Genomic DNA, 13,519 nt, shown 5'->3' with positions numbered 1-13,519 from the left:
ATACTCTTCCTCCACTATCATAGACTAAATAATTCAATATAGTCAATTACCAATAGACTTTTTACCCCCAGATGTATTTTTGTAGTGTACATAAATAAATTAAACTCATAAAACCTGATAATTAAAGCTCTTAATAAGCGCATATTAATTGGTTTTATCAACTCATTAGGTCTTCATATACACCCTGTCTAACATTACACGAATCGTGTAATGTATATTCATAAAAAATAGTCGTAAACTCTTTTTACGACTATTTTCTATGTATTATTTACTTTTTTAATACGTAAAGATCTATCAAGCTAAAGTTAAACTTTTTAACTATATCTGCTTTCGTAATTAGCTAACAAATTCTAGGCACCTGATCCTCACCTAACTGATCAAGCAAGCGCACTCCACCAAGAGCTGTTTTAAGGCCTACTTTGCCTACGTTACTACTTAATGTTTCACCAATGCAAACAGCTTCTTGACCATATTCAGTCTTATGAAGGATATCAAGTACGGTTTCAACAGCTTCAGCCTCTACTACAAAAACAGCTTTTCCTTCATTAGCCAAATACAACGGATCATATCCTAAAATACTGCACACAGATACAACTTCTTCATGAATAGGCACTTTTTCTTCATCAATACGTATTCCCACTTGCCCTTGGTCAGCAATTTCATACAGAGTCGTGGCTAAACCACCTCGTGTTGGATCACGCATAACAGCTACATTATCACCTACAGCTTCAAGTACAGCCATAACCATATGATTAAGGGGCGCACAATCTGTTTTAATCGTTTCAGGCAAAGCTAATTCATAACGGCTCCCCATAACAGCAATCGCATGATCACCTATGGATCCTGATACAATAATTTTCATGCCCGGTTTAACGCGCTCAGGATCAATGTGAATATGGTCTGGAATCATACCAACTCCGGCCGTATTAATGTATAATCCATCGACAGCGCCTTTTTCAACAACCTTCGTATCACCAGTAACTATAGTTACACCAGCTTCCTTAGCCATTTGTGCCATAGTAGCTAAAATGGTATCTAAAGTCTTAACAGGTAACCCTTCTTCTAAAATAAGACCACAACTAAGATATAAAGGCTTAGCTCCATTCATAGCTAAATCGTTAACAGTACCACAAACAGCCAATTTACCAATATTGCCACCAGGGAAAAATTGTGGTGTCACTACATAAGAGTCTGTTGTAAAAGCCATACGACCAGCCGGCACAACAAACTGAGCACCATCATGAAGCTTGGCTAATGTATCATTTTTAAAATGAGGCATGATATATCGCTCCATTAATTCATGGCTAAAACGACCACCATTACCATGAACTAAGCGAATTGTTTCTTCCATTAATAGCCTCCTATTCTTCCCAAGTCATACCACCACTAGCACGACCATATTTATACCACGCTGCACAACTACCTTCTACAGAAACCATACAAGCACCTACAGGATGATCAGCAGTACATAATTTACCAAATAGACCACATTCATCAGGGCGAATTAAGCCTTGTAATACGCGACCACACTGACAGCCTTTAGGTACACCACCACTTTCAATAGGACCAAGTGGTATAGCACGCTCCGCATCAAGAGCAGCATAATCGCCTTTTAACCTAAGGCCTGATTGAGGAATCGTACCAATACCACGCCAGGTATCGTCAATCACTTCATACAGTTCATTCATAAGAGCTACTGCCACGGGGTTTCCTTTCTTAGCAACCACTGATTTGTATTGATTTCCTACATAATATTGACCACTTTTACGTTGTGCCAATAAATCACGAACAGCCGCTAAAATTTCAAGGCCATCAAAACCAGCTATACAAGATGGCATATGACATTCAGTGGGAATAAAACTATACGGTTCTTCCCCAATAATAACGCTCACATGACCTGGTAGAATAAACCCATCAAGATGCCCTTCTTTTTGATTCGCTAAGGCTCTCAAAGCGGGTGGTACTAATTTATGAGATACTAAGAAAAATACATTCGTAAGACCTGATAAGGCCACTGCTTTAACTGCTGCAGCAATTACAGCAATAGTCGTTTCAAAACCAATCGCTAAAAATACAATTTTCTTATCTGGATTAGCTTTACCTAACTCGATAATTTCAAGAGGGCTATAAATAATGTGTATCTGAGCACCCTGACTTTTTGCTTCCCATAAATTACTATGCGAGCCAGGAACTTTAAGCATGTCTCCAAAAGTAGCGACAATCACATCGTCCATAACCGCATAAGCTAAAGCTTTATCCATATACACTTGATCTGTAACGCAGACTGGACAGCCTGGACCGCTAACCAATTCAATACCTTTAGGCAATAATTGACGAATTCCTTCACGGAAAATAGCCACCGTATGCGTGCCACATACTTCCATAAAGCGGACTGTTTCACCAGGTGTATGTAAAGCTTCTATTTCTTTAAGCAGTTCCTTAGCGACCTGCGTTTTTTCCTGCAAAGTAATTTTCTTCAAGTTCTTCCAACTCCCTAAATGCTTCCATCGTAGCTCTTGCTTCTTCTTCATCTACTACTTGCACGGCACAACCAGCATGCACTAACACATAGTCTCCTACTTTGGCTTCTGGCACTAACATTAGATTAACATCTCGAGTAACCCCGGTTAATTCAATAGTGCCAATAAATTCATTTACTTTAATGAGTTGAGCTGGTACAGCTAAGCACATACGCTTTCCTCCAATCTATCTGTTAGGAACAAACTACGCTCATTGAATCTACGTTTTATCAAATTAATAGTCATTCGCTAACCGTTGATGACCGAGCCATAACTGCCCCAATGCTAAGCCGCCGTCATTAGGTGGCACTCGCCGTGGCAATAACATGACTTGATCATGATTAATATTCATCATTTCTTCTATGAGGCGACGGTTTTGAAATACCCCGCCACATAAGACAACTTGTTTAATTTTATATAAGGAACAAAGATATTCCATAGTTTCTGTAATCCCATAAGCCAAGGTTCTGTGAAACGATGCAGCCAGCACTCGTTTTGAAATACCATCCCCCAGATGACCTATAATATCTTGTACTAAGGGTTTAAAATCAAGAATTTCACCATCAAAAGTAAATTCCTTAATCTTACCACGTTCACCATGGGCCAGTTGTTCTAAACCAAGGGCAATCTGCCCATCAAAGGTGTGTACATTACCTAGGCCAAGCAAAGAACCTACTGCATCAAATAAGCGACCAGCGCTACTGGCTTGTACCATAGGCATACCATGTGTCATCATTTGATCCAATAATTGCCAATTTTCAGGTAGTTTAGCTAACCAAGGCTCCAGCCAAGTTGGTATGGAATCGCCATAAGTGTCCCGAATATACCATAAAGCTTGCCGCCAAGGCTCTTTTACAGCCGCTTCACCGCCAGGTAAAGGGGCTCCATGTACATGAGCTAAGCGCTGCATAGTAGCGCCTTGGCATAATAAAAATTCGCCACCCCAAACAGTACCATCTAGCCCATAGCCCGTACCATCAAAGCAAATCCCCAGCACTGGCTCTTCTTGCAATCCATATTCAGCCATAACAGCAGCAACATGAGCATGATGATGCTGAACCTGAATAAACGGAATACTTTGTGTTTCACTATAAGATTTACCATATTGACTAGAAAAATACTGGGGATGATAATCAGCCACCACTGCTTTAGGCGTTAATCCAAATAAGTCCTTATAGCGTTCAATAGTATGAACTAAACTATTATTCATGGCTTCATTGGCTAAATCGCCAATATGTGGCCCCATAAGCACCGCTTCACCACGGTTCATAGCGAAGGCATTTTTCAAATCACCACCCATAGCCAGTATAGTATTGGCCCCTTGATCTGGCAAACGCACATTAAACGACAATGGAACATACCCACGACTGCGTCGTATTGGTAACGTTTCCCCCTTCACTACTTCCACCACAGAATCATCTACAGACGCTACAATTCGGCGATTGTGAACCAAGAAATAGTCCACCACATTCATAAGTTGTTCCTTAGCCTCGTCATCTTCAAAAATAACTGGCTCACCACTGCGATTACCACTGGTCATGGCCCAAACTGCACCAGGTGGCAACCATACTTCATGAACAGGCGCATAAGGCAGCATAATCCCAATATAGTGATTATTGGGCGCCACTACAGACCAAGCGACATTAGCCTCTGGACGCTGTGGTAAGAGCACAATAGGCCGTGCTGACGATTGTAATAAAGCTTCTTCTTCTGGCGTGAGATGTGCTATTTGCCGTGCTGTTGCTATAGAGTCCACCATAACTGCCAACGGTTTATGGGGTCTCCTTTTACGTTCTCTTAAACGTTGTACAGCCTCTCTATTTGTTGCATCACATACAAGATGATAACCACCCACACCTTTAAACGCAATAATATGACCTGACATTACATAATCGCGCCCCAAAGTTAAAGGATCTAACTGTACATCAGACCAATCAACTACAGCAGAGTCAATCGCACTATTACTATGACGGCTATTCACAGATTGCCATTCACCATTCACTACCTCATATAACTTATATTGAGGTCCACACACGGGACAAGCATTAGGTTCTGCATGATATCGACGATCTGTTTCCGTTTCATACTCAGTTTGACAGGCTTTGCAAAGAGGGAACCCTTTCATCGACGTAAACTGACGATCATAGGGTACTGTTTCCACAATAGTATAACGAGGCCCACAATGAGTGCAATTGATAAAACTATAGCGATAACGCCGATTCATAGGATCGTGTAACTCTTGTCTACAAGCTTCACAAGGAGCCGTATCAGCGCCTATAAAGGTAGCCGGCTGTCTACCCGCTGGTGATGGTGCAATAACAAATAAGTTTTCATCACCTAATGATAAGTCTGTAACAGTTATACTATCTATCCGAGCCAAAGGGCCTTTGCGCGTTTGTACTTGCTCAACAAAAAAGTCTACTGCTTCTTCCTTACCTTGTACTTCTGTATACACACCTGCATCATCATTGTATACAAAACCTACTAAGTGTAACTCTCGTGCTATAACGGCAATAAGGGGGCGAAACCCAACCCCCTGTACTATGCCTGTAAATCGTATACCTTGTCGCTTCATAAATTAGTTCCTTTACTACTTATGTATAACATCTGTGTATACTTTATATAGTGATCATATGTGTCAAATGACCAACTACTTACTGAATATAATCCTTACTGAATATAATCTTGTAAATTCTTATATTCAAAGATTTTCTTTACATCCAATTATGCTGTTTTCGTTCTTGGAAAGCTGGATCATCTTTTGGCACAATGCCTTGTTCACGCAATTCATCCAATTCTGCTTGAATCATAATAGCGCATTCAATGCGTTTTTTCTGTAGTTCACAGCCTAATGCATACGGCTCATGAATAGTTCCCGTAAAGGTTTCATTATTGGCATGACAGCCACCAGAACAGAAGAACTTAGCCCAACATTTGGCACAAGTCGGCTTAGTGAATACATGGGTATTACGGAATTCTCGTGGAATATCAAAGTTTTTAAGGCCTTCAAAAACATTGCCTAACACATACCCATCACGGCCTACAAATTGGTGACATGGATAAATATCCCCATTTGGTACAATAGCCATATATTCATGACCAGCACCACAACCGCGCAAACGCTTAGCCATGCAAGGACCACGATATAAATCCATACGGAAGTGGAAGAAATTAAACTTCTCTCCCCAACCTTCTTTTTGACGCTCCAAGTATAAGTCAGCAAGCTTTTCATACTCTTCCATCAACGCTGGTAAATCTTCATCACGAAGTACATACTCGCCTTCTTGGCCTACTACTGGCTCCATAGATAAATGTTCAAAGCCTAAGTCAGACATAGCAATGACGTCTTTAGTAAAGTCCAAATTATTATGCGTATATGTACCACGAGCATAATATTCTAAACCATCCCGTTGTTTTACCGCATTGATAAGATTTTTAGCCACTGTCTTATAAGTATCTGTACCACCAGCACTTGGACGCATATGATTATGAACTTCTTCACGACCATCAATAGATAGCACCATACTTAATTTATGTTCATTTAAGTAATCGATCTTTTCTTGGGTTAACAGAACACCATTGGTGGTCATAGTCATTTTGAAAATCTTATTGTGTTCAGCGCCCACTTTTTCGGCATATTCAATGGTTTGCTTAACCACGTCCCAATTCATCAAAGGTTCTCCACCAAAGAAGTCAATCTCTAAATGTTGACGAGGACCACTCATAGAAATTAAGAAGTCAACTGCTCGTTTAGCTACATCAAAACTCATGAGTTCACGTTTCACACCGCCATAGTCCCCTTGGCTAGCAAAGCAATATTTACAAGCTAAATTGCAATCATGAGCAATGTTTAAACAAAGGGCTTTTACAATAGGCTTTTCAGCAGCTACAAGTTTGAAATCTTCCGACATCGGTGCATATAGCATTTCGTCTTTGATTAAACCATCGATTTCATCTAACAACTCGTCAAGCTCTGCTGGTGATTCTACACTATCAAGAGCTTCATGAACCGCAGCTCGATTCGTGCCATCATAAATATCTAGCACGCGGTCTGTTAATTCGTCGATTACATGAATAATGCCACTATTTACATCAAGACAGAAATACTTATCCTTCATCTTGAACTTGTGAATCATTGGTTTTAATTCTAACATGGTACCTCCATATATTTAATAGTTATTACTACATTTATATTATACTACATCCCTCTTATTTTTAGTCTTAAAAAAAGGTTCTACCATATATGAAAGAATTACATAGGAACAACAATATATTTCCCCAATTCTCTCCCATATGGTAAAACCTTGCATTTATACTCCATCATCTATTAGTTCTTAACCCAATATGAGAATAAGACCTAATCATTACATGGTAATAATTAGGTCATTTCTCATCACTATTGTGCTTCACAACTTATTTTTGTTTGCAAACTTGGTTGCCTACAGTACAGCTTGTTTTGCAAGCGGATTGGCAAGAAGTTTGGCATTCGCCACAGCCACCAGTTTTAGCGGTTTTCTGTAAAGATTCTGTGTTGATTGTACGAATACGTTTAGCCATTTGCTTCAACCTCCTAAAATTACTATTACCTGTTACACATATTTTATCATAGTCAATTACCGATGAGCAATAGGTTTCTAATGATAAATATCAATACCCAGCATGACATTGAGAAATGGATATCCCCTTATTTTATAGGGTTTTAAACGGTGCTAATTATCTATTGCCTTACGTCCGTAATTTCAAAATATAATAATCTATGACTTCTTATATCGCTTTATTTTATGCCCAAAGCGTCACGAAGGGTGGTTAAATTTTGAGTCATAATAGAAATGTAATTCTCACCACCTTGAATTTGTTCTTCTGTCAAGCCTTCCACGGGATTTAGCATATATACTTGAGCTCCTGTCTCAGCCGCAATCGCATTGGCTAATTTTGGATTAACTAAGGCCTCACTAAATATAGCCTTCACATTGTGCACTTTTACAAAACTAATAATAGCCGCCATACGATCCGGGGTTGGTTCTGCATCTGGCGATACGCCCATGATTCCGAGCTGAGTAAAACCATATTGCTTGGCTAAATAACCAAAGGCTTCATGAGTTACTACTAATTCCTTATTCGGCACTTGTTGGGCAAACGCTTTATATGCCGTATCTAATGCCAGTAATTTTTCTTTATAGGCCTTACCATTCGCTTCATAATACGCTTTATTCGCTGGATCGGCTTCACTAAAAGCTTGTACAACTAAATCTACTTCCTTAGCCACATTCATAGGATTTAACCAAATATGTGGATCCACCCCGTCATGATGATGGTCATGTTCTCCTTCTTCATGAGTCATTGCACTATTTTGATGAACACTATCTGATTGGTGGCTATGAGAGGCTTCGTCACTATGTGTATGCGCATGTGCTTCCTCGGTGCTGTCTAATTCTGTTGTTGTAATTGGAAGTACCTCTACAGCCCCTGCCAATTCTACAGTCTTAGCATCTTTAATAATATCGGGAGCCAATAATTTTTCTGTAGGCTCTAAGCCTGCTCCATTATAAATAAATACCTTTGCTTTACCGACCGCCTTCAAGTCTTTTACAGTTGGCTCCCAGTCATGAGGTTCTGTCCCCGGTGGTACCAACATAGTGACATTAACTTTGTCGCCGCCAACTTGTTTAGCCACATCATACGCTGGATACACGGTTGTTACTACCGCCAATCCTTCTTTATTAGTTTCTGTAGTATTAGAACCACAACCGCCTAGCAACAATGCACTAGTTAATACGCCTATAGCTAATAAACTTCTTAGTCCCAAGATTCGCCATTTCTTCATAAAATCATCCTTTCTATCACATTATCAAAAATACAACAACAATTGCTCATGTATCAATATGTCATATTAAAAAGCCCCGACAAAGTGTCAGGGCTAGTCTTAGTCTCAAATGTATTAAGCTTTCTTAAGTTTAGCCCGTAACGCCATTACTACGGGAGTTCCTACTACTACAGCCGCCAATGCTTCTAATGGACCATGGAACACGGCTACACCAATTACGATGTTAGCAACATGGTCAATCGGAATCCCTTTAGCCGCTGCATACGGTTCAGCATAAATAATATAAATTAAGGACATTACTAAAATAGTATGAACCATAGTACCTACAAAAAGAGCTATAATAACTCGCCAAATAGCACGTTTAAATGTTAAATAGCGATATACTAAATAGCTAATAGGTCCGATCAACATACGTGGTAATACAGACACAATCGGGTTTAAAAATACAAAAGACATTATATTTGGCTGTATCATATTTTGAACTAAGCTATAGCAACCAAAAATGAAGCCTATAACCATACCAATTTTAGGTCCTTCTAAGAGAGCGCCTATCAAGGTTGGTATATGTAATATAGTAGCATTAATTGGTGGAATAGGAATAAAACCAAGACCCGTTACCCCTAATACTACAGTTAAAGCAGATAAAAGCCCAATAATTGTTAATTGTCGTAAACTAAACCGCTGCTTAGGTTGCGTTTTTTTAAGCCCCTTTGCCTCTGCTACTATTTCTTTAGTCGTTTCACTAGACGTAGTATTTACTTTTGATGATACGGTTACGTCTGTCCCTTTTTCCTTATCTGTGATTGTCATATGCTTCCTCCGTTCTTATTCCACTGCGGATATAAGTCGAATAAAAAAATAGATGATTCCTATAATTGCTATCGTTCTGTTTGCGCTTAATTAGGCAATACAGACAGTCACAATCTAGTAAATCATCTACTATATTATTAAATAAGCTAGTTCCTGTCAAGGCTAAAGGAAAAATACTACTTATTAGCCGCTCGTTTAGCTTGCCAATTAGTAATACTATCTTCTAAACGTAAGCCAATTCCTACAGATAAGGCCAGTACAAGAAACTCAAGCAAACCTGGTGTAATATAAACTAATATATTCCCTTGGAAAACAGGCATTAAGAAATACAAAAGTTCCATAGCAAAATCAGGTTTCCAGCCATACATCAAATGTCCATTAATCGCTAGCCAAGCTAAAGCAGTTAACATAATACGACCTAAACGAAGGCCCTGTTTTTCACCAAATTTTGGATGTAAGTAAATAGCAATCACTGCCATAGTCCAAATTACAAAACCATATAGCCAAAGTTGTAAAAAGCCAAATACTTGCGCACTAATCTGAGCCGCTAAGGCTGGGTCAGGGATATTTAAAAATAATACATCCCCTAACAACAACATAGGAATAGGTAGCGAATACACAGCCATGTCTAAAGAGTCATCAAGCCAACGATTAAATCGAGGACGACTGAAAAACATAGTCAAAATAACATTTACTAACATCATCGCAAATAAAGCAACTAAAAATAGACCTACCCAAGTTAAAATAACTAAACTTGTATTATCTGCAGATACCGTAAAAGGAATGACACTATCACCTAAAAAGAAAAATGTTAAACACCATAGCCAGCTATATACATATAAACCACTTCGCCAAGGATAGGTAACTAACCCCTCCAACCGATTATGTCGACGCAATACAGAAGGCACAATCAAAGCTAATACTAAAAAAGCTACCATACCTAAGGTTGCACCTTGCGTAGCCAAGACGACCATAGAAATTGGTACTATAATAACAGCACACAGTACAAACATACGTAATAAATTTTTAATCATTTTGCTGAACTCCTACCTACCAAGCTATTTATCATATATCCTACGGTAAATGATAAAGCAACTTGTACATACATAACGATGACGAAGGCAACATCACGACCTACGCTAGGCAGTGCCCATAAGAACGAAAAATCACCTACAAAGAAACTTTGATACGTACCTAATTGTACCAATATCCAACCAACAATATAACAAAGACGACCTATGCGCTTTTCATCAGGACCAAAACCACTTCGCTTAGACGATAAATAGGCCAAAGGAATCGCCAAGGATAAAACTAAATAACTAACCAAGGCTACCATGGCGCTAGACCCATTATGAATCGTATAGGCTCCCAAAGGAACTAATATTATAAAAACACTCATATAAAAAGTACGCCCCAAGATATCGACGAGGACTTTCATGCCAAAACCTCCCAATTCTATAATCCAATAGTTTTATTCTACTATAGGCGCCCTGAAAACTCAACAAAAATAGCGGGCTTTCCTAAGAAAACCCGCCAATTTATAACCCTTACGCTACAACTTGAGCCTCTGCTTCGATGACACTATCATCACTGGCTGTTTTATTTGCCGGTAATAATGGGGTCATACTGCGCAAGCCAATCCCCAAGGTGAACATATTATGCATCCATGCAGTGCTGCTTGGTGTTAATACTTGGAATAAACCTAAACCAACTAAAGCACCATTTACACCAACGATAGAATTATAATTGAATTGAATACGATCCATCAAGCGCATCGCAATCCGACGCAAGTCAACAATGCTACTTAAATTATCAGAAGATACAGTCACATTAGCAATTTTTTGCGCAATAGGTGCCCCTTCATTCATAGCAATACCTACATGCGCTTCCGATAAAGCTGGTGAATCATTAATGCCATCACCAATCATCATAACTGTATAGCCTTCCTCTTTCGCTTGTTTTACATAAGCTGCTTTATCGCCTGGCAATACTTCTGCATGCACTTCATCAATGCCAATTTCACGAGCTACTCGCTCCGCATTGCGTCGGCTATCCCCAGTCATCATAACTACTTTTTTAATACCTAAATCATGTAAGTCTTGAATAACTTGTTTAGCCTCTTCACGAATTGGATCTTTAATTAATAACACTGCAGCTAAACGTCCACTAATGGCAAGATATAAATGAGAGAAACCACTAGGCAAATTATCAAATTTATCCTGCTCACCATCTGGAATAACTGTTTTTTCATCATCAAATATAAAATGAGCACTCCCAATACGACATTTACGATTACCCACTTTAGATGCAATGCCATGAGCTACTATGTACTCTACTTTGGAAGAGTGTTTTTCTTTATGTGGCAAATTATGTTGTTCCGCTGCATTCACAACTGCTTTCGCCATGGAATGAGGGAAATGCTCCTCTAAGCAAGCTGCCAACATTAGCATATCATCAGGATCATTACCATCAAACGTAATAATATCTTCAAACACTGGCTCCGCTTTTGTCAACGTTCCCGTTTTATCAAAAACAATAACATCAGCCGCTGCAATTTGTTCTAAATATTTGCCACCTTTAACAGTAATGCCCCGTTTTGATGCTTCTTCCATAGCAGATAATACGGCTAATGGAATACTCAACTTTAAGGCACACGAAAAATCAACCATCAAGAAAGATAAGGCCTTCATAGTATTGCGTGTTAATAAATAGGTTAAAACGGTACCAGCAAAGCTAATTGGTACTAGTTTATCCGCCATATGAAACGCCTTTTGTTCCATACCAGATTTCATCTGTTCAGACTCTTCGATGAGTGCAACAATTTGCTCATACCGTGAAGATTTAGAATTGCCTCGCACTTCAATTACACAAGACCCTTCTTCTACAACGGTGCCAGCATAAACAGAACACCCTTCATCACGACGAACCGGCTCAGGTTCACCTGTCATAGAGCTTTCATTCACAAGGACAACGCCTTCCAGTACGACACCATCTAATGGTACGACTTCACCTTGACGTAGCACAACTTGATCACCTTCGGCTACTTCAGCTACAGGGCGACTTACTTCAACGCCATCCACCTTAACCCATACCTTATCAACGTTTAAAGACATGCTCTCTGCTAAATTAAGTACTGATTTACGCAATGTCCATTCTTCTAACGTTTCACCAATACCGAGCAAGTACATAATAGCACCTGCTGTAGAAACATCCCCACGTAATAAGGAAACTGCTATGGCTACACCATCTAATACCTCTACAGATAACTTACGATGCCATAGCATAGTTACAGCTGTTTTAGCAAATTTTAAAGCATTAAACCAAGACCAAACCATATTGATTGGTGCTGGTAAAAGTAATTTTTTACCTAAATATACAAGAGTTTGATTAATCATTGACTCTTTATATTTTTTATTGACCAAACGTGGCGAATATTCAGTTAACGCTGGCGCATTACTAAAATCTAATTCATTAAGAGCCACCAAAGCATCACGTACAGCTATTTCATCCCCTGTATGCTGAATGATTAAGTCTCGTGAACGAGTAAAGAACTGCGCCTTTTTAATCGCAGGCTGCTTCATTAATGTATTTTCTACATACGCTGCTTCCGCATCATTAAATAGGCGTCCGGTGCATCTAACATGAAGACGTTTCGATAATCGTTGAATAACCGAAAACTTCAACATATTAATTATTCACCCTTTTCTTCTTCAAATAAAGCTTCTTCTTTACGACGATTTTCGTTAATTTCTTGCGCATCAGCTAAAATGCTACCACTAGAAGCTTGTACTTTTTCAGCTGTTTGCATAACGCTTTCTTTAGCGCGTAACCCAGCAGCTACTACATTAGCATATACTTTTTTAGCATCTTTACTAGTTAATACTTTAAGGCCTACTGTACCAAGAGCCAAACCAGCTGCGAATAAATTAGCATTTTTTACTTTGTCTTTGTCTACATTAAACATATAAATCTCACCTTTCTTTTTACCAACTGTACTAGTAGTACAACATTAAATAATAAAATTAAAATGTAAATTAACCCTTTGTGTATAAAATAGCCAAGGCTCACCTCACTGAACCTTGGCTACTTTGGCCGTAAATCTTTGGAATACCCTGTATTCGTCAGTACTTACTGTTATATCCTATTATTTGCTACCACTACAACTACAACCACAGCCACAACCAGAGGCTCCTTCATGCTGTTTCTTGTCCGTACTATTACCGCCACAACCGCAGCCACAACCGCCTTTACCAGAAACAGTTTTGTAAGCTTCACGAATAACAAACAATACAGCGAATAATCCGATAAGATAAACTATTAGGTTCTCCATTATCATACACCATCTTTCTCATTTTATCAATACCAT

The 13,519-nt window shown here is 39.0% G+C and carries 13 protein-coding genes; all 13 read right to left on the bottom strand.

Annotated elements, in window-relative coordinates:
* Positions 1–340: 340 nt before the first annotated feature.
* Positions 341–1,351 carry a hydrogenase expression/formation protein HypE gene (hypE, locus tag NFR27_RS01630; RefSeq protein ID WP_251440743.1) on the bottom strand — a complete coding sequence of 337 codons (1,011 nt, stop codon included), beginning with the start codon at positions 1,349–1,351 and terminating at the stop codon, positions 341–343.
* A 10-nt stretch (positions 1,352–1,361) separates the two neighbouring features.
* The gene (gene hypD, locus NFR27_RS01625) at positions 1,362–2,480 is read right to left on the bottom strand and encodes a hydrogenase formation protein HypD (protein ID WP_251440745.1); all 1,119 of its coding nucleotides are present in this window, start codon (positions 2,478–2,480) and stop codon (positions 1,362–1,364) included.
* Positions 2,440–2,691, bottom strand: a complete 252-nt coding sequence (locus NFR27_RS01620) for a HypC/HybG/HupF family hydrogenase formation chaperone (RefSeq protein WP_251440747.1) — start codon at positions 2,689–2,691, stop codon at positions 2,440–2,442. Before NFR27_RS01620 ends, hypD begins: the two co-directional genes overlap by 41 nt.
* Before the next feature lie 63 nt (positions 2,692–2,754).
* Positions 2,755–5,094, bottom strand: coding sequence for a carbamoyltransferase HypF (hypF, locus tag NFR27_RS01615; RefSeq protein ID WP_251440749.1), 2,340 nt, complete (start codon positions 5,092–5,094; stop codon positions 2,755–2,757).
* A 139-nt stretch (positions 5,095–5,233) separates the two neighbouring features.
* Positions 5,234–6,673 (bottom strand): thioether cross-link-forming SCIFF peptide maturase, encoded by a 1,440-nt coding sequence (gene scfB, locus NFR27_RS01610; protein ID WP_251440751.1) that lies wholly within the window; start codon positions 6,671–6,673, stop codon positions 5,234–5,236.
* A 259-nt stretch (positions 6,674–6,932) separates the two neighbouring features.
* Positions 6,933–7,076, bottom strand: coding sequence for a six-cysteine ranthipeptide SCIFF (scfA, locus tag NFR27_RS01605; protein ID WP_004693318.1), 144 nt, complete (start codon positions 7,074–7,076; stop codon positions 6,933–6,935).
* Positions 7,077–7,293: 217 nt separating this feature from the next.
* Positions 7,294–8,343, bottom strand: a complete 1,050-nt coding sequence (locus tag NFR27_RS01600; RefSeq protein ID WP_251440753.1) for a metal ABC transporter solute-binding protein, Zn/Mn family — start codon at positions 8,341–8,343, stop codon at positions 7,294–7,296.
* 114 nt (positions 8,344–8,457) lie between these two features.
* Positions 8,458–9,153, bottom strand: a complete 696-nt coding sequence (locus tag NFR27_RS01595) for an ECF transporter S component (protein WP_251440755.1) — start codon at positions 9,151–9,153, stop codon at positions 8,458–8,460.
* A 176-nt stretch (positions 9,154–9,329) separates the two neighbouring features.
* Positions 9,330–10,187 (bottom strand): hypothetical protein, encoded by an 858-nt coding sequence (locus NFR27_RS01590; RefSeq protein WP_251440756.1) that lies wholly within the window; start codon positions 10,185–10,187, stop codon positions 9,330–9,332.
* Positions 10,184–10,591 carry a hypothetical protein gene (locus NFR27_RS01585; protein WP_251440757.1) on the bottom strand — a complete coding sequence of 136 codons (408 nt, stop codon included), beginning with the start codon at positions 10,589–10,591 and terminating at the stop codon, positions 10,184–10,186. The genes NFR27_RS01590 and NFR27_RS01585 overlap by 4 nt, the downstream gene beginning before the upstream one ends.
* A 109-nt stretch (positions 10,592–10,700) precedes the next feature.
* Positions 10,701–12,839 (bottom strand): heavy metal translocating P-type ATPase, encoded by a 2,139-nt coding sequence (locus NFR27_RS01580; protein WP_251440761.1) that lies wholly within the window; start codon positions 12,837–12,839, stop codon positions 10,701–10,703.
* A gap of 5 nt (positions 12,840–12,844) precedes the next feature.
* Positions 12,845–13,117 (bottom strand): DUF6110 family protein, encoded by a 273-nt coding sequence (locus tag NFR27_RS01575; protein ID WP_251440764.1) that lies wholly within the window; start codon positions 13,115–13,117, stop codon positions 12,845–12,847.
* Positions 13,118–13,297: 180 nt separating this feature from the next.
* Positions 13,298–13,483 carry a FeoB-associated Cys-rich membrane protein gene (locus NFR27_RS01570; RefSeq protein ID WP_251440766.1) on the bottom strand — a complete coding sequence of 62 codons (186 nt, stop codon included), beginning with the start codon at positions 13,481–13,483 and terminating at the stop codon, positions 13,298–13,300.
* Positions 13,484–13,519: the final 36 nt, after the last annotated feature.

This window comes from Veillonella intestinalis (assembly GCF_943192895.1).
GTDB classification, from domain to species: Bacteria; Bacillota; Negativicutes; order Veillonellales; family Veillonellaceae; genus Veillonella_A; species Veillonella_A intestinalis.
This window is presented reverse-complemented; position numbering and strand designations above follow the sequence as displayed.

Coding starts and splice junctions, on each gene's coding strand:
- hypE (WP_251440743.1), bottom strand. CDS start 1,351: ATGGAAGAAACAATTCGCTTAGTTCATGGTAATGGTGGTCGTTTTAGC.
- NFR27_RS01620 (WP_251440747.1), bottom strand. CDS start 2,691: ATGTGCTTAGCTGTACCAGCTCAACTCATTAAAGTAAATGAATTTATT.
- hypF (WP_251440749.1), bottom strand. CDS start 5,094: ATGAAGCGACAAGGTATACGATTTACAGGCATAGTACAGGGGGTTGGG.
- scfB (WP_251440751.1), bottom strand. CDS start 6,673: ATGTTAGAATTAAAACCAATGATTCACAAGTTCAAGATGAAGGATAAG.
- scfA (WP_004693318.1), bottom strand. CDS start 7,076: ATGGCTAAACGTATTCGTACAATCAACACAGAATCTTTACAGAAAACC.
- NFR27_RS01600 (WP_251440753.1), bottom strand. CDS start 8,343: ATGAAGAAATGGCGAATCTTGGGACTAAGAAGTTTATTAGCTATAGGC.
- NFR27_RS01595 (WP_251440755.1), bottom strand. CDS start 9,153: ATGACAATCACAGATAAGGAAAAAGGGACAGACGTAACCGTATCATCA.
- NFR27_RS01590 (WP_251440756.1), bottom strand. CDS start 10,187: ATGATTAAAAATTTATTACGTATGTTTGTACTGTGTGCTGTTATTATA.
- NFR27_RS01585 (WP_251440757.1), bottom strand. CDS start 10,591: ATGAAAGTCCTCGTCGATATCTTGGGGCGTACTTTTTATATGAGTGTT.
- NFR27_RS01580 (WP_251440761.1), bottom strand. CDS start 12,839: ATGTTGAAGTTTTCGGTTATTCAACGATTATCGAAACGTCTTCATGTT.
- NFR27_RS01575 (WP_251440764.1), bottom strand. CDS start 13,117: ATGTTTAATGTAGACAAAGACAAAGTAAAAAATGCTAATTTATTCGCA.
- NFR27_RS01570 (WP_251440766.1), bottom strand. CDS start 13,483: ATGGAGAACCTAATAGTTTATCTTATCGGATTATTCGCTGTATTGTTT.